Origin of the sequence: Mycobacterium sp., from assembly GCF_965229265.1 — a bacterium.
Classification (GTDB): Bacteria; Actinomycetota; Actinomycetes; order Mycobacteriales; family Mycobacteriaceae; genus Mycobacterium.
Genome location: NZ_CBDDIY010000009.1, coordinates 48,029 through 70,509 on the forward strand (window position 1 = coordinate 48,029; position 22,481 = coordinate 70,509).

17 protein-coding genes are annotated in these 22,481 nt (G+C 68.4%); 12 read left to right on the forward strand and 5 right to left on the reverse strand.

What is annotated here, in order from left to right; genetic code table 11:
* Positions 1 to 32: 32 nt before the first annotated feature.
* Entirely contained in the window at positions 33 to 746 is a 714-nt protein-coding gene (locus tag ADBZ9K_RS01125) for an alpha/beta hydrolase (protein WP_526617933.1), read from the reverse strand.
* Positions 747 to 868: 122 nt separating this feature from the next.
* On the opposite strand from ADBZ9K_RS01125, the gene ADBZ9K_RS01130 reads away from it, so the two are divergent.
* On the forward strand, positions 869 to 1,240 hold the full coding sequence (locus ADBZ9K_RS01130; protein WP_526617934.1) for an OB-fold nucleic acid binding domain-containing protein: 372 nt from the start codon (positions 869 to 871) through the stop codon (positions 1,238 to 1,240).
* A gap of 130 nt (positions 1,241 to 1,370) precedes the next feature.
* On the forward strand, positions 1,371 to 1,997 hold the full coding sequence (locus ADBZ9K_RS01135; protein ID WP_526618222.1) for a DUF3159 domain-containing protein: 627 nt from the start codon (positions 1,371 to 1,373) through the stop codon (positions 1,995 to 1,997).
* Here the strand turns inward: ADBZ9K_RS01135 and ADBZ9K_RS01140 are convergent.
* Positions 1,994 to 2,677 (reverse strand): potassium channel family protein, encoded by a 684-nt coding sequence (locus tag ADBZ9K_RS01140; RefSeq protein WP_526617935.1) that lies wholly within the window; start codon positions 2,675 to 2,677, stop codon positions 1,994 to 1,996. The genes ADBZ9K_RS01135 and ADBZ9K_RS01140 overlap by 4 nt on opposite strands.
* A 2-nt stretch (positions 2,678 to 2,679) precedes the next feature.
* Positions 2,680 to 3,357, reverse strand: coding sequence for a potassium channel family protein (locus tag ADBZ9K_RS01145; RefSeq protein ID WP_526617936.1), 678 nt, complete (start codon positions 3,355 to 3,357; stop codon positions 2,680 to 2,682).
* 133 nt (positions 3,358 to 3,490) lie between these two features.
* Here ADBZ9K_RS01145 and ADBZ9K_RS01150 point away from each other — a divergent pair, with 133 nt between their 5' ends.
* The 4 genes from ADBZ9K_RS01150 (at position 3,491) to dxs (ending at position 10,038) form a co-directional block, all read left to right on the forward strand.
* Complete coding sequence (locus tag ADBZ9K_RS01150) at positions 3,491 to 5,485, forward strand: amino acid permease (RefSeq protein WP_526617937.1); 1,995 nt, start codon at positions 3,491 to 3,493, stop codon at positions 5,483 to 5,485.
* A gap of 7 nt (positions 5,486 to 5,492) precedes the next feature.
* On the forward strand, positions 5,493 to 6,680 hold the full coding sequence (locus tag ADBZ9K_RS01155; protein ID WP_526617939.1) for a class I SAM-dependent RNA methyltransferase: 1,188 nt from the start codon (positions 5,493 to 5,495) through the stop codon (positions 6,678 to 6,680).
* A 93-nt stretch (positions 6,681 to 6,773) separates the two neighbouring features.
* Complete coding sequence (gene nhaA, locus ADBZ9K_RS01160) at positions 6,774 to 8,096, forward strand: Na+/H+ antiporter NhaA (RefSeq protein WP_526617941.1); 1,323 nt, start codon at positions 6,774 to 6,776, stop codon at positions 8,094 to 8,096.
* 28 nt (positions 8,097 to 8,124) lie between these two features.
* The gene (gene dxs, locus ADBZ9K_RS01165) at positions 8,125 to 10,038 is read left to right on the forward strand and encodes a 1-deoxy-D-xylulose-5-phosphate synthase (RefSeq protein ID WP_526617942.1); all 1,914 of its coding nucleotides are present in this window, start codon (positions 8,125 to 8,127) and stop codon (positions 10,036 to 10,038) included.
* 14 nt (positions 10,039 to 10,052) lie between these two features.
* Here the strand turns inward: dxs and ADBZ9K_RS01170 are convergent, their stop codons facing one another.
* Together ADBZ9K_RS01170 and ADBZ9K_RS01175 are read right to left on the reverse strand one after the other, a co-directional pair.
* Positions 10,053 to 11,333, reverse strand: coding sequence for an HRDC domain-containing protein (locus ADBZ9K_RS01170; RefSeq protein WP_526617943.1), 1,281 nt, complete (start codon positions 11,331 to 11,333; stop codon positions 10,053 to 10,055).
* Between the two features lies 1 nt (position 11,334).
* Positions 11,335 to 11,916, reverse strand: a complete 582-nt coding sequence (locus ADBZ9K_RS01175; protein ID WP_526617944.1) for a DUF3000 family protein — start codon at positions 11,914 to 11,916, stop codon at positions 11,335 to 11,337.
* Positions 11,917 to 12,019: 103 nt separating this feature from the next.
* Here ADBZ9K_RS01175 and hemE point away from each other — a divergent pair, with 103 nt between their 5' ends.
* From hemE to ADBZ9K_RS01205, 6 genes are all read left to right on the forward strand, one after another.
* Complete coding sequence (gene hemE, locus ADBZ9K_RS01180) at positions 12,020 to 13,096, forward strand: uroporphyrinogen decarboxylase (protein WP_526617946.1); 1,077 nt, start codon at positions 12,020 to 12,022, stop codon at positions 13,094 to 13,096.
* On the forward strand, positions 13,093 to 14,451 hold the full coding sequence (locus ADBZ9K_RS01185) for a protoporphyrinogen oxidase (protein WP_526617947.1): 1,359 nt from the start codon (positions 13,093 to 13,095) through the stop codon (positions 14,449 to 14,451). The genes hemE and ADBZ9K_RS01185 overlap by 4 nt, the downstream gene beginning before the upstream one ends.
* Positions 14,452 to 14,480: 29 nt before the next feature.
* Positions 14,481 to 15,185: a hydrogen peroxide-dependent heme synthase gene (gene hemQ / locus ADBZ9K_RS01190; RefSeq protein WP_526617949.1), complete on the forward strand. Its 705-nt coding sequence runs from the start codon at positions 14,481 to 14,483 to the stop codon at positions 15,183 to 15,185.
* A gap of 111 nt (positions 15,186 to 15,296) precedes the next feature.
* Positions 15,297 to 17,666, forward strand: coding sequence for a putative bifunctional diguanylate cyclase/phosphodiesterase (locus ADBZ9K_RS01195; RefSeq protein ID WP_526617950.1), 2,370 nt, complete (start codon positions 15,297 to 15,299; stop codon positions 17,664 to 17,666).
* Between the two features lie 33 nt (positions 17,667 to 17,699).
* Complete coding sequence (locus ADBZ9K_RS01200) at positions 17,700 to 20,048, forward strand: putative bifunctional diguanylate cyclase/phosphodiesterase (protein WP_526617952.1); 2,349 nt, start codon at positions 17,700 to 17,702, stop codon at positions 20,046 to 20,048.
* A gap of 72 nt (positions 20,049 to 20,120) precedes the next feature.
* Positions 20,121 to 22,445, forward strand: a complete 2,325-nt coding sequence (locus tag ADBZ9K_RS01205) for a putative bifunctional diguanylate cyclase/phosphodiesterase (protein WP_526617954.1) — start codon at positions 20,121 to 20,123, stop codon at positions 22,443 to 22,445.
* Positions 22,446 to 22,481: the final 36 nt, after the last annotated feature.

A 22,481-nucleotide genomic window follows, 5' to 3' on the forward strand; every position in this document is an offset into this window, starting at 1 on the left:
TCGAGCGCCGGGCCTGGACTGGCGTCTCCTCCTCAGGCTCGTTCCTCGCCTGCATCGTCGAGCGCCGTCAAACACGCCTGGCCGAGCAGCGTCGGCTCGGGGCCGAACTCGTCGAGCCGGACTGTTCGCAGCGCCGCCCGCGGCGCCGCCGACACCCACTCCACCGCCACCTCCAGCGGGTGGATCGGATCGTCCGGGGCGGCCGCCACCCCCATCGGAACGCTCAGCCGCTCCAGTTCCGGCACGCCCGGCGCGACATAGCCGGCGGCTTCCTCCATCGCATCGGGCAGCTCGGGCCACTGACCCAGCCAGCTGCGGGCGAGCTCGTCGGCCAACCAGGCCGGGCTCGACGCCCGCATCTGGGCCGTCGTGGCCACCAAACCGTCGTTGCGCAACTGGTGGGCGGTGTGGCGGGCCGCCAGCGCGGCCGGGGCCGAGTCGGGCGCGCCGGTCCACGGCGGCAGCGCGGCCAGCACCGCGACCGCGCGGCTGGGGTGCGCCAGCGCCCAGGCCAGGGCCACCGCGGCACCGATGGACACCCCGCCTACCACGATCGGGCCCTGCCGGGCCGCGTCATCGAGCGCCTCCAGGTAGCCCGCGACCAGCCGGCCCGGCTGCGGCACCGGTGTCACCAGCGTCGCGCCGGCCCCGTGTAGCGGCCCGGCGAACACCCGATAGATGTAGTCGTCGTCGGATCCCGTTCCTGGCAGCAGAACCGCGGGCGCCCCGCGCAGGTTGATCGGCACACCCTGATCGTGCCTTGTTGCTGATTGGCCTCCGCCACGACGGGTATGCCACATGGCATCGGGGAACCAAGAGGTCTACCGTTGCGTTGGCATTGTGATCCGCTGGAGTATCAGGAGAGGCCATGGCTACGGCCGAAAGTTTTGTCCGTCGTCTCACCCGTCGGTTGACGGAGGACCCTGAGCAGCGCGACGCCGAAGAATTGACCGACGAAGCTGCGGGCACCGGCGCACAGCGGGCCATCGACTGCCAGCGCGGCCAAGAGGTCACCATGGTGGGAACCCTGCGCAGTGTCGAGACGAACGCCAAGGGCTGCGCCGGTGGGGTACGCGCCGAGCTGTTCGACGGCACCGACACCGTGACGCTGGTCTGGTTGGGGCAGCGGCGCATCCCGGGCATCGAATCCGGTCGCGCACTGCGCGTCCGCGGCCGGCTGGGCAACCTGGAAAACGGCGCCAAAGCCATCTACAACCCGCACTACGAGATCCAGACTTGATCCGACCCGCCCGGACCGCGACCGTGCCAGGCCGCCGGTGAAGCCCGTGAACGACACCGACAGCACCGAAAACCAAGACGCCGAAGACATCGCCGCCAAGCCGACACCCGCACAGGCACTGCTGGCCCAGATGGGTGGCGTCAGCGGCCTGATCTACTCGGCGCTGCCCGTTGCCGTCCTGGTCCCAGTCAACACCGCCTTCGGGCTAGTCCCCGCGATCGGCGCCGCGCTCGGGGTGGCGGCCCTCATCCTGGTGTGGCGGCTGGTCCGCCGGGATTCGGTACAGCCCGCCGTGTCCGGGTTCATCGGCGTGGGGATCAGCGCCCTGATTGCCTGGTTCGTCGGCGCGTCCAAGGGCTACTTCCTGCTCGGCATCTGGACGTCGCTGTTGTGGGCGGCGGTATTCGCGGTGTCCGTGGTGATCCGCCGGCCGGTGGTGGGCTACGTCTGGAGCTGGGTCAACAGCCACGACCGTGCCTGGCGTAGCAGCCGGCGCGCCGTACTGGCTTTCGATATCGCGACAGTGACCTGGGTTGCCGTGTTCGGGGCACGGTTCCTCGTGCAACGCCACCTGTACGACGCCGACCAGACGGGTTGGCTCGGGGTGGCCCGCATCGCCATGGGCTGGCCGCTGACCGCGGTCGCGGCCCTGGTCACCTACCTGGCGATCCGGGTTGCTCAGCGCGCGGTGCACGCCGCGCATGCGCAGCACGACACCGACGCGACGCCGAGCCCGGGCACGGCGAGCGACAACTAGCCCTTGGCGGCCGACAACACGGTCGCGCGCAGCTCGTCCTCGACCTCGGGGGCCGCGACGAACAACAGCTCGTCACCGCCTTCCAGTGGCTCGTCGGCTTCCGGCACAATCACCCGCGGACCGCGCAGGATGGTCACCAGCGTGGCGTCGCGGGGCAGTACCAGCTTGCGAACCGGCCGGCCGCCCCACGGAGTGTCGTCGGGCAGCGTGATCTCGACGAGGTTGGCGTGGCCCTGCCGAAACTGCATCAGCCGCACCAGATCGCCCACGGCGACGGCCTCCTCGACCAGCGATGCCAGCATCCGCGGCGTGGACACCGCCACGTCGACGCCCCACGAGTTGTCGAACAACCACTCGTTGCGGGGATCGTTGACCCGGGCCACCACCCGCGACACCGCGAACTCGGTCTTGGCCAGCAACGACAGCACCACATTGGCCTTGTCGTCGCCGGTGGCGGCGACGACGACGTCGAACTCCTCCAGGTGTACCGACTCGAGCAGGCTGATCTCGCAGGCGTCGCCGAGCCGCCAGTGTGCCGCCGGGATCGCGTCGACGTCGAGGTGCTCGGCGTTGCGCTCGATGAGCGTCACCTCGTGCTCGCTCTCCAGCAGTTCGCGCGCGATGGACCGTCCGACGGCACCCGCCCCGGCGATCGCGACCTTGAGTCGTTTGTCGGCCATTGTCAGTGCCCCTCTCCGACATCCGGGCCGGGCGGTAGCGCGGCGATCGCCAGCGCTTCGGCGGCACGCCCGGACACCGCTGCGACATAGACCTGGTCACCGGACTGTACGACGGTCTTGGGCTCGGGCAGGATCCCGGTGCCGAACCGGATCACGAACGCGACGCGTGCGCCGGTCGCCGCCTCGAGGTCGGTGAGGCGATGTCCCACCCAGCCCTCGTGCAACGACACCTCGGCCACGGCCATGGTGCCGGTTGGGTCACGCCACTTGGCGGTCTCGGTGTCTCGCACGAGCGCGTTCAGCAGCCGGTCGGTGGTCCACGGCACGGTGGCCACCGTCGGGATGCCGAGCCGTTCGTAGACGGCGGCGCGTTTGGCGTCGTAGATGCGGGCGACGACGCGCCCGACGCCGAACGTCTCCCGCGCCAGCCGCGCGGAGATGATGTTCGAGTTGTCGCCGGAGGACACCGCCGCGAAGGCGTCGGTCTCCTGGATTCCGGCGCGCAGCAGCACTTCCCGGTCGAATCCCATGCCAAGGACCCGCTCGCCGGAGAATTCCGGCGACAGCCGGTGGAAGGCCGTGACGTCGCGGTCGATGATCGCCACGTCGTGCCCGATCCGGGACAGCGCGTCGGCCAGCGAGGCGCCGACCCGGCCGCATCCCATCACCACTACCCGCACCTGGTTGTCCTCTCGACTACGTCGTGCGTCGGCCCGCGCAGACAGGGTCGAGGAGTGGCTGACCGAAGCGCGCGGACAACGACAGTATGGGGAACGCTACAGCCAAACCACGTTGGGCTTACTCTTGGCACTCGTGTCTAAGCTTTCGACCGCCGCACGTCGGTTGGTCCTGGGGCAACCGTTCCGCAGCGACAAGCTGAGCCACACGCTGCTGCCCAAGCGCATCGCGTTGCCAGTCTTCGCCTCCGATGCCATGTCGTCGGTCGCCTATGCACCTGAGGAGATCTTCCTGGTGCTCTCGGTGGCCGGGCTGTCGGCGTACGCGATGGCGCCCTGGATCGGGGTGGCGGTCGCGCTGGTCATGCTTGTCGTGGTGGCGTCCTATCGGCAGAACGTGCACGCCTATCCCTCCGGCGGCGGCGATTACGAGGTGGTGACGACCAACCTGGGGCCGATGGCCGGCTTGACGGTGGCCAGCGCCCTGCTGGTCGATTACGTCCTGACCGTCGCGGTGTCGATGGCCTCGGCGATGTCGAACATCGGATCGGCGTTCCCGTTCATCGCCCAGCACAAGGTGGCCTTCGCCGTCGCAGCGATCGTGCTCCTGACCGCGGTGAACCTGCGCGGCATCCGGGAGTCGGGCACCGCCTTCGCCATCCCGACCTACGCCTTCATCGTCGGCATGTTCATCATGCTGATCTGGGGCTTCTTCCAGATCTATGTGCTGGGTGATCACCTGCAGGCCGAGTCGGCGTCGTTCGAGATGCACTCCGAACACGGCGACGTGATGGGCTTCGCGCTGGTGTTCCTGGTCGCGCGGGCGTTCTCGTCGGGCTGTGCGGCATTGACCGGTGTGGAAGCGATCAGCAACGGCGTGCCGGCCTTCCGCAAGCCCAAGTCCAAGAACGCCGCGACCACGTTGCTGCTGCTGGGCGGCATCGCGATCACCCTGTTCATCGGGATGATCGTGCTGGCCATCGAGACCGGCGCCAAGGTTGCCGAGCGGCCCGAGGAGCAGCTCATCGGGGCACCGTCCGGCTATCACCAGAAGACGCTGGTGGCCCAGTTGGCCGACACCGTGTTCGCCGGTTTCCCGCTGGGGCTGTGGCTGATCACCGGCGTCACCGCGCTGATCCTGGTGCTGGCCGCAAACACTGCCTTCAACGGTTTCCCGGTGCTGGGCTCGATCCTGGCCCAGGATCGGTTCCTGCCCCGCCAGCTGCACACTCGCGGTGACCGGCTGGCCTTCTCCAACGGCATCCTGTTCCTGGCGGCGGCGGCGATCGCCTTCGTCGTCGCCTTCCGGGCCGAAGTCACCGCGCTGATCCAGCTCTACATCGTCGGTGTGTTCGTGTCCTTCACGCTGAGCCAGATCGGCATGGTCCGGCACTGGACGCGCCACTTGCGCACTGAGACCGATCCGCGGGCCCGGCGGCACATGATGCGTTCGCGGGTGATCAACACGATCGGTTTCATCGCGACGGGCGCCGTGCTGATCGTGGTGCTGGTGACCAAGTTCGTTGCCGGCGCGTGGATCGCAATCCTGGCCATGTCGAGCCTGTTCATCCTGATGAAGGCGATCCATAAGCATTACGACACCGTGGCCCGAGAGCTGGCCGAGCAGGAGGCCGAGCAGGGCGAGGTCGTGTTGCCCAGCCGCAACCACGCGGTCGTGCTGGTCTCCAAGCTGCACATGCCGACATTGCGCGCACTGTCCTATGCCAGGGCCACCCGGCCCGATGTGCTCGAAGCCATCACCGTCAACGTCGACGATTCCGAGACCCGCCAGCTGGTCCACAAATGGGAAGACAGTGATATCACCGTTCCGCTGAAAGTCGTTGCCTCCCCGTACCGGGAGGTGACCCGCCCGGTGCTGGACTATGTGAAGCGAATCAGCAAGGAAGCTCCCCGCACGGTGGTGACCGTGTTCATTCCGGAGTATGTCGTCGGCCATTGGTGGGAGCAGGTTCTGCACAACCAGAGCGCGCTGCGGTTGAAGACCCGGTTGCTATTCATGCCCAATGTCATGGTGACTTCGGTTCCGTGGCAACTCAATTCGTCGGAGCGGGTGCACGAGCTGGAGACCCAGAACGCGCCGGGCGACGTGCGTCGGGGCTTTGTGGAGTGATTCGCTAGTGGGGGAGGACAGCCCGGCCGAGCTGGTATTGCGAACCGGCGCCGCGGCAAACGGGGGTAGTTGCGTCGCGCGGCACGAGGGCCGGGTGGTGTTCGTCCGCTACGCGCTGCCCGACGAACTGGTGCGGGTCCGGGTGACCGGTGACCGCGGATCCTATTGGCACGCTGAGACTCTCGAGGTACTGGAGCCGTCGCCGGATCGAGTCGATTCGCTGTGCCCGATCGCGGGGGTGGATGGCGCAGGCTGTTGTGACCTGGCCTTCGCCGATCCGGCTGCCGCGCGCGAGCTCAAGGGTCGGGTCGTCGCCAACCAGCTGGCCCGGCTCGGCGACCACACCTGGGCGGGCGTGGCAGAACCCGTCGGCGACGGCGCGGCCCGGGGTTGGCGCACTCGGGTGCGCCTGGCCGTGGACGCCGAGGGACGCGCGGGATTCCACCGCTACCACAGCGCAGAACTGGTCACCGACCTGCACTGCGGCCAACTTCCCGACGGGATGCTCGACGGGCTCGACGGTCCGCGGTGGCGGCCGGGCGATCAGGTGCACGTGGTCCTCGGTGACGACGAAACCCGGCATGTGGTGTGCACCAACCGCCAACAGCGGCGCGGGCACGCGGTCGAGGGCGGTTATGACGCGGTGCAGCGGGTCGGGCAGCGGGAGTGGCGGGTGCCGGCCACCGGATTCTGGCAGTCCCACCGCGCCGCCGCGGCCACCTACAGCGCGTTGGTGGCCGGCTGGTCGACGGACATCGGCGCGACGACGGCCTGGGATCTGTACGGCGGCGCCGGATTGTTCGCCGCCGTGCTCGCCGAGGCGGTCGGTGCCACCGGCCGGGTGCTGACCGTCGACACCTCCCGGGCGGCCTCCCGCGCGGCGACTGCCGCGCTGGCCGACCTGCCGCAGGTAGAGGTGGTGACCGATTCGGTGCGCCGGGCGCTGAATGCCCAACGCGGCCCGGCCGACATCGCGGTTCTCGACCCGCCACGCTCGGGCGCCGGTCGCGAGGTCGTCGACCTGTTGGCTGAGGCCGGCGTGCCGCGGGTGATCCACGTCGGTTGCGAAGCGGCGGCCTTCGCCCGCGACGTCGGGCTGTACCAGCGGGGCGGATACACCGTCGAGCAGATCCGGGTCTTCGACTCGTTCCCGCTGACCCATCACATCGAGTGCATCGCGCTGCTCACGAGGTGATATGTATCACCTGCGACTAGGATCGGGATTCGGGTGTGCCGGGAAGTCTGGTCGGCGATGCGTTGTCATGCCCGTCTATGCCTGAGGTGAATTGTGGCCGACCGTAAGCCGTTGCTGCACCGTGCGTTGTTCGCCCGGGGTTCGTGGTCGGAGACCTCGCGCATCACCGGGATCCTGCGCAAGGAGACCGTCGGCGGGGCGCTGCTGCTCCTCGCCGCCGCGACCGCGTTGATCTGGGCCAACTCGCCGTGGTCGGCGGCCTATCACAATCTGACGAATTTCCACGTCGGGACCGACCGGCTGGGTCTGCATCTGGATCTGACGCTGGGTGGCTGGGCGGCCGACGGGCTGCTGGCGATCTTCTTCTTCGTCGTCGGGCTCGAACTCAAGCGGGAGTTCGTCGCCGGCGACCTGCGTGATCCCGGCCGCGCCGCGCTGCCGATCGCCGCCGCGGTCGGCGGCATGGCCGTCCCGGCGCTGATCTTCGTCGCGTTCACCGCCGGTGTCGGTGACGGCGCCGTTCGCGGCTGGGCCATCCCGACTGCCACCGATATCGCTTTCGCGGTGGCCGTGCTGGCGGTCATCTCCACGCACCTGCCCTCGGCGCTGCGGACGTTCCTGCTCACTCTCGCCGTGGTTGACGACCTGCTGGCGATCACCGTGATCGCGGTGTTCTACACCGACACCATCAAGGTTGTCCCCCTCGTGGTGGCCATGATCCCGCTGGCGCTGTTCGCGTTCCTGGTCCAGCGGCGGGTCCGGTCCTGGTGGTTGCTCATTCCGCTGGCGGTGCTGACCTGGGCCTTCGTCCACGAGTCGGGGGTGCACGCCACCGTCGCCGGGGTGCTGCTCGGCTTCACGGTGCCGGTAATGCGCAGCGCGGCGGCCGGGGGGCCGGATGCGGGCCCGGGTCTAGCCGAGCACTTCGAGCATCTGATGCGCCCGGTGTCGGCGGGCGTCGCTGTCCCGGTATTCGCGTTTTTCGCCGCCGGGGTCAGCTTCGGTGGCTATGACGGGTTGATGACGGCTATGCGCGATCCGATCGCGATGGGCATCGCCGGAGGGCTGGTGGTCGGCAAGACGGTCGGGGTGTTCGGTACCACCTGGGCGCTGGCCGCAGCCACCCGCGCCAGCCTCGACTCGGCTTTGCGCTGGATCGATGTGTTCGGCATGTCGATGCTGGCTGGTGTCGGCTTCACGGTATCCCTGCTGATCGGCGAATTGGCCTACGACCCGGGCTCCCCGCGGCATGACATCGTCAAGGTTGCTGTCCTCATCGGAAGTTTGCTGGCCGCGTTGCTCGCGGCGATCGTCCTGCGCCTGCGTAACCGGCATTACCGGTCGGTGTGGGAGCTAGAAACGCGTGACCGGGACCACGACGGCGTGCCCGACATCTACGAGTCTCATCAGGACTGATCGGTGTGCCGGTGCGTAGACTGGCCTGATGCTTGAACAGGTTCGCGGCCCAGCCGATCTGCAACACCTGTCCCAAGCGCAGCTGACCGAACTGGCCGCCGAGATTCGCCAGTTCCTGATCCACAAGGTCGCTGCCACGGGTGGCCACCTGGGTCCCAACCTGGGTGTCGTCGAACTCACGCTGGCGTTGCACCGCGTCTTCGATTCGCCGCACGACCCGATCATCTTCGACACCGGTCATCAGGCCTACGTGCACAAGATGCTGACCGGACGTGCCGCCGACTTCGACACGCTGCGCAAGAAGGACGGGTTGTCGGGCTATCCGTCGCGGGCCGAAAGCGAGCACGACTGGGTCGAATCGAGCCACGCGTCGGCGGCGCTGTCCTACGCCGACGGGCTGGCCAAAGCCTTCGAACTGACCGGGCACCGCAACCGCCATGTCGTGGCGGTTGTCGGCGACGGCGCCTTGACCGGTGGCATGTGCTGGGAGGCGCTCAACAACATCGCCGCGGCGCGCCGGCCGGTGGTTATCGTGGTCAACGACAACGGCCGCTCGTATGCACCGACCATCGGCGGCCTGGCCGATCACCTGGCCGGGCTGCGGCTGCAGCCGGGCTACGAGCGGCTGCTGGAACGCAGCCGGATGGCCGTGCGCGGCATGCCGGTCATCGGCGAGGTCTGCTACCAGGCCATGCACAGCGTGAAGGCCGGCATCAAGGACGCGCTCGCTCCGCAGGTGATGTTCACCGACCTCGGCGTCAAGTACGTCGGTCCGATCGACGGCCATGACGAACATGCCGTCGAGAACGCGCTGCGTCATGCCCGCGGCTTCAACGCTCCGGTGATCGTCCACGTGGTCACCCGCAAGGGCATGGGGTACGCGCCGGCCGAGAACGACGAGGCCGAGCAGATGCACTCCTGCGGAGTGATCGACCCGACCACCGGTCTGGCCACCAAATCCGCTGCGCCGGGCTGGACTTCAGTGTTCTCCGACGCGCTGATCTCCTATGCGACCAAGCGCCGCGACATCGTGGCGATCACCGCGGCGATGCCAGGACCGACCGGTTTGTCGGCCTTCGGTGAGCGGTTCCCGGACCGGCTGTTCGACGTCGGAATCGCCGAGCAGCACGCGATGACCTCGGCCGCCGGGCTGGCCATGGGTGGTTTGCACCCGGTGGTGGCGATCTACTCGACGTTCCTCAACCGGGCGTTCGACCAGATGATGATGGACGTTGCGCTGCACAAGCTTCCGGTCACGTTGGTGCTCGACCGGGCCGGTGTCACCGGCAACGACGGCGCCAGCCACAACGGCATGTGGGACTTGTCGATTCTCAACATCGTGCCCGGCATGCGGGCGGCTGCTCCGCGCGACGGCGCCCGGTTGCGCGAGGAACTCGGTGAGGCGCTGGAGGTCAGCGACGGTCCGACCGCGATCCGGTTCCCTAAAGGCGAAGTAGGCCAAGATATTCCGGCGCTCGAACGGATCTCGGGTGTCGATGTGTTGGCGCGACCGGCCGACGGCCTGGGTACCGACGTCCTGCTGGTTGCGGTGGGCTCGTTCGCGTCGATGGCACTCAAGGTTGCCGAGCGGTTGCGTAACCAGGGGATCGGCGTGACCGTCGTCGACCCGCGCTGGGTGATCCCGGTCCCCGATGCCCTTGCACCACTGGCTGCCTCACACAAGCTGGTCGTCACCATGGAGGACAACGGTGTCCGCGCCGGCGTGGGTGCCTCGGTGTCGGCGGCGCTGCGCGCCGTAGAGATCGACGTGCCGTGCCGCGACGTCGGTGTGCCGCAACAGTTCCTGGATCACGCCGCACGCGGCGAAGTGCTCGAGAGTGTGGGCCTGACCGAGCAGAACATCGCCCGCCAGGTCACCGGCTGGGTGGCCGCACTCGGTGCGCTGGACGAGTCGGTCACCGACGCCGCCGACCGCAAGTAGCGGCGCGTCGGGCGTCAGGATTCGTCGCGCGACGGTGTCAGGGCGCCGGCCAGCACCGGCACCACCAGCGAGCGCTGCCATTGCCGGGCGCCGGCGTCACGTAAGAACGCATCGACGCCGCCCTCGGGGTCACCGTTGTCCTGCCAGTCCCAGCACAGCCGGCGCACCAGCTCGGGGGAGACCAGGTTCTCCGTCGGCACGTTGACCCGCGCCGACAACTCGGACAGCGCCGCCCGGGCGGCATCGAGGCGGGCCGCCGCCTCGGGTTTGCGTTTGGCCCACCGCACCGCCGGCGGCGGACCGTTCTGCGGCTCGGCGGTGTCCGGGGGGTCGGGGGAGGTGCGCGCCGCCTCCAATGCGGCCACCCACACATGGGCACTGCGGCGCTGTTTGTGGCCACCGAAGATCGGCAGCTTGGTCAGGTCCTCGGCGGTCTTGGGATCGGCCTGCGCCGCGGCGACGATCGCCGAGTCCGGCAGGATGCGTCCGGGCGCGATATCGCGGCGGCGGGCGATCTGGTCGCGCACGGTCCACAATTCCCGCACCGCCGCCAGCGCCTGCTTGCTGCGCACCTTGTGGATGCCTGAGGTCCGGCGCCACCGGTCGCGTCGGGTCGGCGTCGCATCGGCCAGGCGGAAGTATTCGAATTCCTCTGCGGCCCATTTGGTTTTGCCCTGATCGGCCAGCACAGCGCTGATCGCCGCGCGCAACTCGATGAGCACCTCGACATCCAGGGCGGCGTAGTTGAGCCAGGCGTCGGGAAGCGGGCGTTTGGACCAGTCCGCCGCGCCGTGTCCCTTGGCCAGCCCCAGTCCCAGCAGGCGCTGCACCATGGCGGCGAGGTTGACCCGCTCGAAGCCGGCCAGCCGGCCAGCCAACTCGGTGTCGTAGAGCGCCGGTGGTCGCATGCCGACCTCGGCCAGGCATGGCAGGTCCTGGTCGGCGGCGTGCAGGATCCACTCGTCTTCGGCCAGCACCTCGGCGACCGGCCGCAGCACGTCGATCGGGCTGCTGCCGTGGTTGACCGGGTCGATGAGCACGGTGCCCGCCCCGGCGCGTCGAATCTGGATCAGGTAGGCACGATTGGAGTAGCGGAATCCCGACGCCCGCTCGGCGTCGACGGCGAACGGGCCGGTGCCGGACGCCAGCTTGGCTGCGGCCGCGGCGATCTCGTCGGCGCTGACCGACAGCGGTGGCACCCCCTCGGCGGGGGACAGCAGCGGAGTCGCCTCGGGGCCGTCGTCGGCGGGATTATCACTGGCCGTCGTCGCGGCGTCATCATCGAGTTCTGGCATGTCAGGCGCGGGAACGGGTACCCAGATCCGTCACTCCCGCCGGCGGCAGGCCCGCAGCGTGTTCGAGGACTTCACAGAACGCTTGGACATGGGCATCGAGTGCCATCGTGGTGGCTGTCCACGATGCCCGCAGCTCGAGCTGATGGGCGCGCGGCGGGCCGGAGATGTCGCCGTAGCGGACCGAGGTGGTGGCGGTCACCGTGCCACCGAGGGCGGTCACGTGCTCGGCGCGGGCGTCGAGAGCGTCGATGAGCCAGCTCCACGCGACTTCGGGGAGCAGCGGGTCGACCGCCTCGCTGGAGTCCAGGTCGGCTTGGATATAGGCGACCAGACGCATGGTGCCGTCCCAGGCCTCGGCGCCCTCGGGGTCGTGCAGCAGGATCAGCCGGCCGAACGCATCACCTTCGGAACGCTCGGGGACGATCTCGGTTTCCGGGTGCTTGACCTCAGCGCCGAGCGCATAGCTGTACGGCGCGAGGCGTTGAGGTGGGCGGATCGGACCGAGTTCGATCTCTGGCCGTACCTCGGCGGCGCTCATCGCCGCTACCGCCTCGCGGAATTGTGCCGGTTCCGCAGTGGTCACTCAGCTGACGCTAGCCCCATCGTCGAGGTCAGGAGCGCAGGCGCGCCGATTTTCCTACCATCGGACGGTTGCTGGCTCGGCCGTCCGTGGCAGCATGGACGCGATGAGTACCCAGCCCGAGCGCAAGCGCCAATTGCCCGAGGCGCCTTACCTGGCCGCCGCCACGGGTCGCAAACCCAGCCGGGTTCCGGTGTGGTTCATGCGTCAGGCCGGCCGCTCGCTGCCGGAGTACCGCGAGCTGCGGGCCAAGAACACCATGATGCAGGCCTGCTTCGACCCCGCCCTGGTCTGCGAGATCACCCTGCAGCCGGTGCGTCGGCACGGCGTGGATGCGGCGATCCTGTTCTCCGACATCGTCGTCCCCTTGCGCGGTGCGGGGATCGCGCTGGACATCGTCCCCGACGTCGGGCCGGTCATCGAGAACCCTATCCGCACCGCGGCCGACGTGACCGCCATGAAGAACCTTGATCTGCAGCGGGTCAGCGCGGTCTCCGAGGCCGTCGGACTGCTGGTCGCCGAGCTTGGCGAGGTGCCGCTGATCGGCTTCGCCGGCGCTCCGTTCACCTTGGCGTCCTACCTGGTCGAAGGAGGCCCCAGCAAGCTGCACGAGCGCACCAAGGCCATGATGCTGGGCGACCCGTCGACCTGGCACGCGCTGATGGGCCTGCTGACCGACCTGACGATCGCGTTCCTCAAGGTTCAGCTCGACGCCGGCGTGGACGCCATCCAGGTGTTCGACTCCTGGGCGGGCACCCTGTCGCTGGCCGACTACCGCACCCACGTGCTTCCGCACAGCACGCGGGTGTTCGCCGCGCTGGCCGACTACGGCGTGCCGATGACGCATTTCGGCGTCGGCACGGCCGAGCTGCTCGGCGCGATGGCGCAGGCCGCGTCCGGGCACGGCGCCCCCGCCGTGGTGGGCGTCGACTGGCGCACCTCGCTGGCCGACGCCGCCACCCGGGTCGGCCCTGGTCTGGCGCTGCAGGGCAACCTGGACCCGGTGGTGTTGCTGGCCGGGTGGCCGGTGATCGAACGAGCGGCGCGGGCAGTCGTCGACGACGGTCGCCTGGCGGTCGACGCCGGGGCCGCCGGTCACATCTTCAACCTGGGTCACGGTGTGCTCCCGGCCACCGACCCCGAGCTGCTGACGGACCTGGTCGGCCTGGTGCACTCGTTGTGACCTCACCCCACTATTGCGTTGTCGGCGGCGGTATTTCGGGATTGGTCGCGGCCTACCGGCTGCGTGCCCTGGCCGGTGAAGATGCCGTCATCACCGTGTTCGATCCAGCCGACCGGCTCGGCGGCATTCTGCGTACCGAGCGGCTGTGCGGTCAGGTGATGGACATCGGCGCCGAGGCGTTCGTGGTACGCCGGCCCGAGGTGCCGGCCTTGTTGACCGAACTCGGCCTGGCCGGCCGCCAGGTCAGCACCACCGGTGTGCGGCCAACGATCTTCAGCCAGGACCGCATCCATCCGCTTCCGCCCGAGACCGTCAACGGCATCCCGACGTCGGCGGCCTCGGTAGCCGGGCTGGTCGACGACGTGACGGTCGCGCAGCTGGCCGCCGAGCCGCATCGGCCGATGCCGTGGCGCGCCGGCTCCGATCCGGCGGTCGGCGAGGTGGTTGCCGACCGGTTCGGTGAGCAGGTGGTGGCGCGCTCGGTGGATCCGATGCTGTCCGGGGTGTACGCCGGGTCGGCGGCCACCATCGGCATCCGCTCGGCGGTGCCCACGGTGGCCGCGGCCCTCGATGCGGGAGCCACCAGCCTGACCGAGGCAGCCCGCCGGGCGTTGCCCGGCAGCACCCGCGGCCCGGTGTTCGGCGCCATCGAGGGCGGCTATCAGGTGCTGCTCGACGAACTCGTGCGCCGCAGCCGACTGCAGTGGGTGCAGACCTCGGTGGACCGGATCGTCGCCGATGGGCCGGGGTGGACGGTGAGCGGCGACGGCGGCTCCCAGTGGCACGCCGACGCGGTGATCGTGGCCGTTCCGGTCTCGCGGCTGGCCCCGTTGGTCGCCGACATTGCGCCGGGCGCGGCCGCGGCCGCGGCGCGCATTCCGGTTGCGTCGGCGGCGGTGCTCGCGCTGGCGGTCCCCGGCGGGACCCCGCTGCCGCCCCAGTCGGGGGTACTGGTGGCCAGTGGAGAACGCTTGCACACCAAGGCGATTACGCTGTCGACCCGCAAATGGGGTGCGCGCGGCAACGCCGAGTTGTTGCGCATGTCGTTCGGCCGGTTCGGTGACGAGGTGGCTCGTGCCACCTCCGACGCCGATCTGTGCGCCTGGGCGTTGGCAGACTTGACGACCGTCTTCGGGATCACCGTGGATCCGCTCGACGTGCTGGTGCACCGCTGGCTGGACGCGATGCCGCAATACAGCCCGGGGCACGGCGATCTGGCGGCCGAACTGCGGGCCGGCCTGCCGCCCACGCTGGCGATCGCCGGCAACTATCTCGACGGTATCGGGGTGCCGGCGTGTGTGGCCGTCGCCGGCAGGGCCGCGCAGCGTGTGGTGGCTGCCACCACGCGGTCATAGCGGCACCCTCGCGTGGCACCATGGGTGCCATGGCCCGACTGGACTACGACGAACTCAACGCGACGATCCGCTACGTGATGTTCTCGGTGTTCGCCGCCGAACCCGGGGCGCTGGGCTACGACGAGGAATCCCGCGCCGCTGTCGTCGACGAGACCGCCACCTTCCTCAAGCAGCAGGAGGAGCGCGGCGTCGTGGTGCGCGGCATCTACGACGTCGCCGGTCTGCGTGCCGACGCCGACTTCATGATCTGGACACACGCCGAGCGGATCGAGTCGCTGCAGGCCACCTACAGCGATTTCCGTCGCACCACGACGCTGGGTCGCTCCGTGGAACCGGTGTGGAGCAGCGTTGCGCTGCACCGGCCGGCGGAGTTCAACAAGAGCCACGTGCCGGCTTTTCTGGCCGGTGAGGAGCCGGGCAACTACGTCTGCGTCTACCCTTTCGTCCGTTCGCTGGACTGGTATTTGCTGCCGGATGAGGATCGGCGCAAGATGCTGGCCGACCACGGTATGGCGGCCCGCGGCTACAAGGATGTGCGCGCCAACACCGTTCCGGCGTTCGCGCTGGGCGACTACGAGTGGATCCTGGCCTTCGAGGCCCCCGAGTTGCACCGCATCGTCGACCTGATGCGTGATCTGCGCGCCACCGAGGCACGCAGGCACGTGCGCGAGGAGATCCCGTTCTTCACCGGGCCGCGGGTCGGTGTCGAAGAGTTGATCGCCAAGCTCCCGTAGCGACTCCGAACCCCAACTGCGGCGTGAGACGGACAATAGTTCGCTAAAATCCCTCGTGCCGTCGATTTCTGCGTGACTGCGCGTAGGGATGGTCGAGAGATCGGGGGGCCGATGGCGCGGCTGCGCACAACGCCGAAGCTGGCCGCGATCGCCGTTGTCCTTGCTGTCGTCTTGGCCTACTCCGCATGGCTTCTCGGCCGGTGGTCGGGTACCTCTGCCCTCGCGTTCGCCACCAACACCGACACCCTGATGCTCGTCCTCGCGACGGCGGCTGGTTTCGCCGCGGCGGCGACCGCGCGGCGCAGCCACGGTCGCGAACACGCGGCCTGGGTGTCGCTGAGCATTGGGCTTACGTCATTCGCCGTCGGCGCCGCGATTTGGCGCTACTACAAGATCATCGGAATCGGCCCGTTTCCCTCGGTCGCCGATGCCGCCTATCTCGTCCTGCCGGTGACGGTTGCCACGGCCCTATTCCTATTGACCCCGACGCTGAGCCCGACCTCGCGCACACTGCTGATACTGGACGGCCTGATCGTCGCGTCGTCGTTCACCATCGTCGCCTGGGCCGGCGTGCTCGATGAGGTCTGGCCCTCGCACACTCCGGACGAGGCCAAGGTCGCGGTGTCGATGACCTACCCGGTCCTGGACGCCGCCGTTCTGACGGTCGCGGTGATGGTGCTGGCACGGGCGCGGCCGGGTCAACGCCTGACCTTCGCCTTGCTGACGCTGGCCATGACGGCCATCGCGATCTCCGACGGCGCCTTTGTCTACCTCTCCACCCACCACCGCAGCACCTCCATCCCGGTCCTCGACATCGGATGGTTGGCGGGCTGCGCCCTGTTCATCGCCGCGGCGATTGCAGGCCGCCGCTTCTCCTACTACGAATCCGTTGTGGCCCAACGCCCTTCGGCGATGTCGGTATGGCTGCCCTTCGTTCCGGTCGGGGCGGCGGCGGTCGCTATGTTCTTGGAGTCCGCCGACGACCTGAAGGCGGCACCGATCATCGTTGCCGGGGTCCTGCTCCTCGCGGGCTTCCTGGCCCGCCAGCTCCTGGTGATGAGCCAGAACCACCGGCTACTGGCGACGGTGGCCGAGCAAGCCCTGCGGGATCCGCTGACCGGGGTCGGCAATCGCATCGTCTTCCGCGACCACCTCAACCACGCCATGCAGATGCGCCGACGCGACGGCCTGTCGGTCGGTGTCCTGGTCATGGACATCGACGATTTCAAGGTGGTCAACGACACGCTCGGGCACCCCGTCGGGGACGAACTGCTGAGCCTGGTCGCCGAACGGATCGTCGGCACCGTGCGTCCCGGCGACATCGTGGCGCGACTCGGCGGTGACGAATTCGCCGTCCTCATCGAGGGCAGGGTGGACCATTCGCAGCTGATCGCCCACCACGTGGTGGAGGCGTTTGATCAGCCGTTTGTGCTCGACGGCCAGGACGTGCTGATCCGGCCCAGTGTCGGGCTGGCCGTCGCCGAGGCCGACGAGCCCGACCTGACCCCGGAGGATCTACTCAAGCGGGCCGATATCGCGATGTATTCGGCCAAACGGTCCCGGACGGGCGGCGTGCACACGTTCAATCGCGAGATGCTGCTGACCGAGTCGACCGACACCGACCTGTTCGAGCGGACACCGGCACCGTCGAGTGCTGGCGGGGCGGGAACGGTCCGGCTGCTCGGCGAGCTGCGTCAGGCCATCGACCAATTCGAGCTGACCCTGGTCTACCAGCCGAAGTTCGATTTGCGCACGGCGGAGATCGTCGGTGTGGAAGCGCTGGTGCGTTGGCCGCACCCCGTGCGGGGTCTGCTCGGCCCCGACGAGTTCCTGCCGCTGGTCCGGCGCTACGGCCTGATGGGTTCGATCACCGATCTGGTCGTCAGCCGGGCACTCGACGATGTCGTGGCGTGGCGCGGCGCCTCCCTCGACGTCCCGATCGCGGTCAACATCTTCGCCCCGTCGATGGCGGATCTTCGGCTGCCGGTCAAGATCGCCGAGGCGTTGGCCCAGCGGAATCTGAGCCCGTCCGCGCTGACCGTCGAGATCACCGAGGATCTGTTCCTGGACAACATGGACCGAACCAGGACCGTGTTGAACCAGTTGCAGGAGCGCGGCATCAGAATCGCGATCGACGACTTCGGCAGCGGGTATTCGGCCTTGTCCTACATGCGAGACTTGACCGTCGACGAAATCAAGCTGGACCGGCACTTCATCGCTCCCATTCCGGCCGATAGCCGGGCGGCCGCAGTGGTGCGAGCGGTGGTGAACCTCGCCGGCGAGCTGGGCCTGACGACGGTGGCCGAGGGTATCGAGAACGCCGTGACGGCGGACTGGCTGCGTGACCATGGCTGCGGCATCGGGCAGGGCTACTACTTCAGCCCACCACTGCCCGCGCCGGAATTACTCGAGGTCTTGACCACCCGGCCCGCCGCGGCGGCCGTCACTGGTCAGGATGCACCGTTGCGAGGGCCGGGCTGACGGGCTGAATCGAGCTCATCGGGGGAGGGGGTTGTGGCAGTGCACAGGACTGTGACCGCGGCTGTGGCCGCCGCAGCGTGCTTCGCCGTGTTCGCGGTGTGGATCCTGAGCGGATGGCCGCACGGCAGGATGTTCACCGCGATCGACGACGTCGTTCTGGTCCTCGTCTCCAGCGCGGCGGCTTTCGCGTCGGGGAGGACCGCACGGGTGGTCCACGGGCGGGCGCGCGCGGCCTGGTCGGCGCTGACGTTTGCCCTGGCCGCCTACGCCACCGGGCAGGTCTTATGGACCTATCGCGAACTCGTGGCCGGCGAGCGCCCGTTTCCCTCGCTGGCTGACGCCTTCTTCTTGATCTATCCCGCCGGTGCTTGCGTGGCGTTGCTGTTGTTCCGCCGCCGCGCTACCCCGTCCTCGGACTGGCGGATCGTGCTGGACGGGGTCATCGTGGCGGGATCGTTGTTCGCCTGCTCGTGGGCCTTGGTGATGAGCGAGGTCTATCACTCGGGTGCGGCGAGCCGGTTCGAATTTTCCTTACTGATGGCCTATCCCGTCTGGGATGTCGTGCTGGTGACGATCGCGTGCGTGGTCATGGTGAGTGCGGGCCCGGGTCAGCGCCTGACCATCACACTGGTGACCCTGGGCCTTGTCGCAATGGCGTTGGCCGACAGCGGATATGCCTACCTCTCGGCCAGAGATGAGTACTTCAGCGGGAATCTCGTTGACAGCGGCTGGGTTGCCGGCCTGCTGCTGCTGACGGTGGCTGCGGTGGCAGGCCGCAACGCCGCGCCCGACGACGACGCCACCGAGGAGTTGCCGGGCTGGGCGTCGGTGTGGGTGCCCTACGCGCCCTTGATGATCGCGGTGGTCGTCGTCGCGGGCCAGCCGCCCGACGAGCTGGCTTCCGGCCCGATCTTTCCCCTCGGTGTGCTGCTGTTGGTTGCGGTCATGGTCCGCCAGTTCCTGGCCGTCAGCGAGAACCGCCGCCTGGTCAGCGTCATTGCGCAGCAGGCGCTGCACGATCCGTTGACAGGTCTGGGCAATCGGTCGCTGTTCAACGATCGCCTCAGCCGGGCCATGCAGGTGCACGACGGCGCGGTGGCCCTGATCGTGATGGACATCAACGACTTCAAGCTCGTCAACGACAGCTTGGGGCATCCGGTCGGCGACGAACTGCTGCTGCGCGCGGGTGAGCGGATCGCCGGCTGTGTTCGTATCGGGGATACGGTGGCCCGCCTCGGCGGTGACGAGTTCGCGGTGTTGATCGAAGGGGAGGTCAGTCACGCCGAGTTGGTTGCGCACCGCGTGGTGGAGGCGTTCGATCGGCCGTTTCTGATCAGCGGGCAGGAGCTGCTGATCCGGCCAAGTGTCGGCCTGGCAGTCGCCGCGCTCGGCGGACCGGAGATGTCGGGTGAGGAGCTGCTCAGGCAGGCCGATGTCGCGATGTACTCGGCGAAGCGATCCCGCAGCGGTGGCGTGCACACCTACAACGCGGAGATGCAACTGGCCGACGCTGGCGACGCCGAGCGGCTTCGCCAGCCGCCAGCGCATGCCCCTAGCGGGGCGGCGGTCGTGCGGCTGCTGGGCGAGCTGAGGCACGCCATCGAGAAGTTCGAACTCATGGTGGTCTACCAGCCGAAGTTCGATCTTCGAACCGATGACATCGTGGGTGTCGAGGCGTTGGTGCGGTGGCCCCACCCCGAGCGCGGTTTGCTGGGTCCGGACGAGTTCCTGCCCTTGGTGCGCCGGCACGGACTGATGGGTGCGCTCACCGATGTGGTGGTGGACAAGGCGCTCGACGACGCCTTGGCGTGGCACGACGGCGGCTTCGACACGCCCGTGGCGGTGAACCTCTTCGCCCCGTCGATGGCCAATGTCGACCTTCCGGCCACCATCGAGCGGGCCTTGGCTGAGCGCGGTTTGAACGCGTCCGCGCTGACCGTCGAGATCACCGAGGACCTGTTCCTGGAGGACATGGAGCGGACCCGCGCAGTGCTGCTTATGTTGCGGCACAAGGGGGTTCGGATTGCGATCGATGACTTCGGCAGCGGCTACTCCGCGTTGTCCTACCTGCGGAACCTGCCGATCGACGAAGTCAAGCTCGATCGCGAATTCATCGCGCCCATCCTGGATGACGGGCGGGCCGCGGCGGTGGTTCGGGCCGTGTTGAATCTGGCCGCCGAACTGGGCCTGAACACCGTCGCCGAGGGCATCGAAGACGCCGCAACGGCGGACTGGCTGCGCGAGCATGGTTGCCGGGTGGGACAGGGTTACCTCTTCAGCCCGCCGGTGTCGCTAGAAAATTTGCTCAAACTCCTCCAGCAGAGATCAGTTCAGGGGAAACACGACTCGCCCGACGTTGCCAAAATCGAGGTCAGGCGCTAAATCCGGGCGTGGGCCGGCTAGACTTGCTCATCCGCCACCATCGCCTGGCGGCCCACGGGCAGGGGACGAGCCGTGTCGAGGACAGCACGCGTTGGCGCTCTTGCCGTCGCTGTCTTCACCGCGTTGGCGGTGTGGATCCTGGGCGGCTGGTCGCACGGTCGGACGCTGGTCGTTGTCGATGACGTCGTGTTCGTTGTGCTGACCAGCGTCGCCACGCTGCTCGCCGGGCTGGCCGCCCGGTCGCAGCACGGCCGGCTGCGGGCGGCGTGGCTGTCGATGACGATCGGCCTGGTGGGCTGGACGATCGGCGAGGTCATCTGGATGTACTACGACCTGCGTCTGCGTGAGATCCCGTCCCCATCGCCGGCCGACGCCGCCTACCTCGTGCTACCCGTCGGTGCCTGTGTGGCGATGCTGCTCTTCCCGGCCCAGCACAATGCCCAGTCGCGGGGGCGCCTTGTGCTCGACGGCATCATCGTGGCCGGCTCGGTGTTTCTGGCGAGTTGGGTCACCATTCTGCGCCCGCTGTTCGAGTCGGGAGGGTCGAGCCGGATCGGATTCGCTGTCACACTGGCCTACCCCCTGTCCGACATCGTCATCCTGACGGTCGCCGCGGTGGTGTTGGTCAGGGAGGCCGGTGACCGCCGGTTGCCGCTGATCCTGCTGACGGCCGGGCTTGCCTGTACCGCCCTGTCCGACAGCGCGTTCGCGTACCTGGACGCCAAGAATGCGTACGCGAGCGGCAACGTGATCGATCTCGGCTGGGCGGCCGGGCTGCTGTTCATCACGGTTGCGGGGGCGGCTGGCCTGGAAGATGTTCGTCGGGAGCGCGATTCACTTGTTCTGCCCGGTTGGTCCTCGGTCTGGCTGCCTTACACACCGCTGCTGCTGGCGGCAATCGTCGCCGCGATGCAGCCGGTGCCGCTGCTGCAGACCTGGCCGGTCATGATCGTCGCGGGCCTGCTGGTGGTGGCCGTGTTCGGCCGGCAGCTGTTGGCGGTGAGCGAGAATCGACGCCTGTTGGCCACCGCGGCCGAGCAGGCACTGCACGATCCGCTGACCGGGCTGGCTAACCGCGCCCTGTTCACCACGCGCATGGACCGCGCAATGCACATGCGTGACAAGGACAGCGTGACGGTTGGCGTTATCGCGGTGGACGTCGACGACTTCAAACTCGTCAACGACAACCTCGGGCACCCGGTCGGTGACGACTTGCTGATCGGCGTCGGCCGCCGTCTCCTGAGCTGTGTTCGCGGCGGCGACACGGTGGCCCGGCTCGGCGGCGACGAGTTCGCGGTGCTGGTCGAAGGCAGTGCCGCCGCCGTCGAGTTGGTGGGCCACCGGGTCGTGGAGGCCTTCGAAGAGCCGTTCATGCTGCGGGGCCAGGAGCTGTTGATGCGCGCCAGCGTGGGGCTGGCGGTCGCCAACCTCGGGGAAGCCGGGCTTACCGCCGATGAATTGCGCCGCCGTGCCGACATCGCGATGTATGCGGCCAAGCGGTCCCGGGTTCGCGGCGTGCAGAGCTATCACCCGGGTACCCACCTGGGCGCCGGGGCAGCCGACTGGGATCTTTTCGGCGACCGGCCCCGCCCCGCCGCGGGAGGCATGACGGCGATCCAGCGGCTCGGCAAGCTGCGCCAGGCCATCGATGACTCCGTGTTGGGGTTGGTCTACCAACCGAAATTCGATCTGTGTACCCAACAGATCATCGGCGTGGAGGCGCTGCTGCGCTGGCCGCAGTCCGACGGCGGCGTGCTCACGCCGGAGGAGTTCTTGCCCCTCATCCGTCGCCACGGCCTGATGGGACCCGTCAGCGAGTTGGTGGTGAACACGGCGCTCGACGACGTCCTGGGCTGGCATCGCGCAGGGGTCGACATGCCGATCGCGGTGAACCTGTTTGCCCCGTTGATCGCCAAGATGGACCTGCCGGCGACCATTGTCTCGGCGCTGTCCGGTCGCGGGCTGAGCCCGAGTGCACTGACCGTCGAGATCACCGAGGACCTCTTCCTCGATGGCACTGAAAGTACTCGAACAGTGCTGAAGCAATTGCAGGACAATGGAATTCGGATAGCCATTGATGATTTCGGCAGCGGCTACTCGGCACTGTCCTACTTGCGCGACCTGCCGATCGACGAGGTGAAGCTGGACCGCGGTCTCGTTGAGCCGATCCTGGCCGACCGGCGGGCGGCTGCGGTGGTCCGCGCCGTGGTGGAGCTGGCTCACGAACTCGGCCTCACGGTCGTCGCCGAGGGCGTCGAGGACGCCGCCACCGCCGCAATGGTCCGCGATTTCGGGTGCGACGTCGGTCAGGGCTTCTACTACTGCCTGCCCCTGCCGTCGGAGGAGTTGTTGAATCGTGTCAAGGGTGGCTCGTCCACCAGGGCCCCTTCAGTGTGACGGCCGTCACATCAATCTCAAGTTAGCCGAAACAGA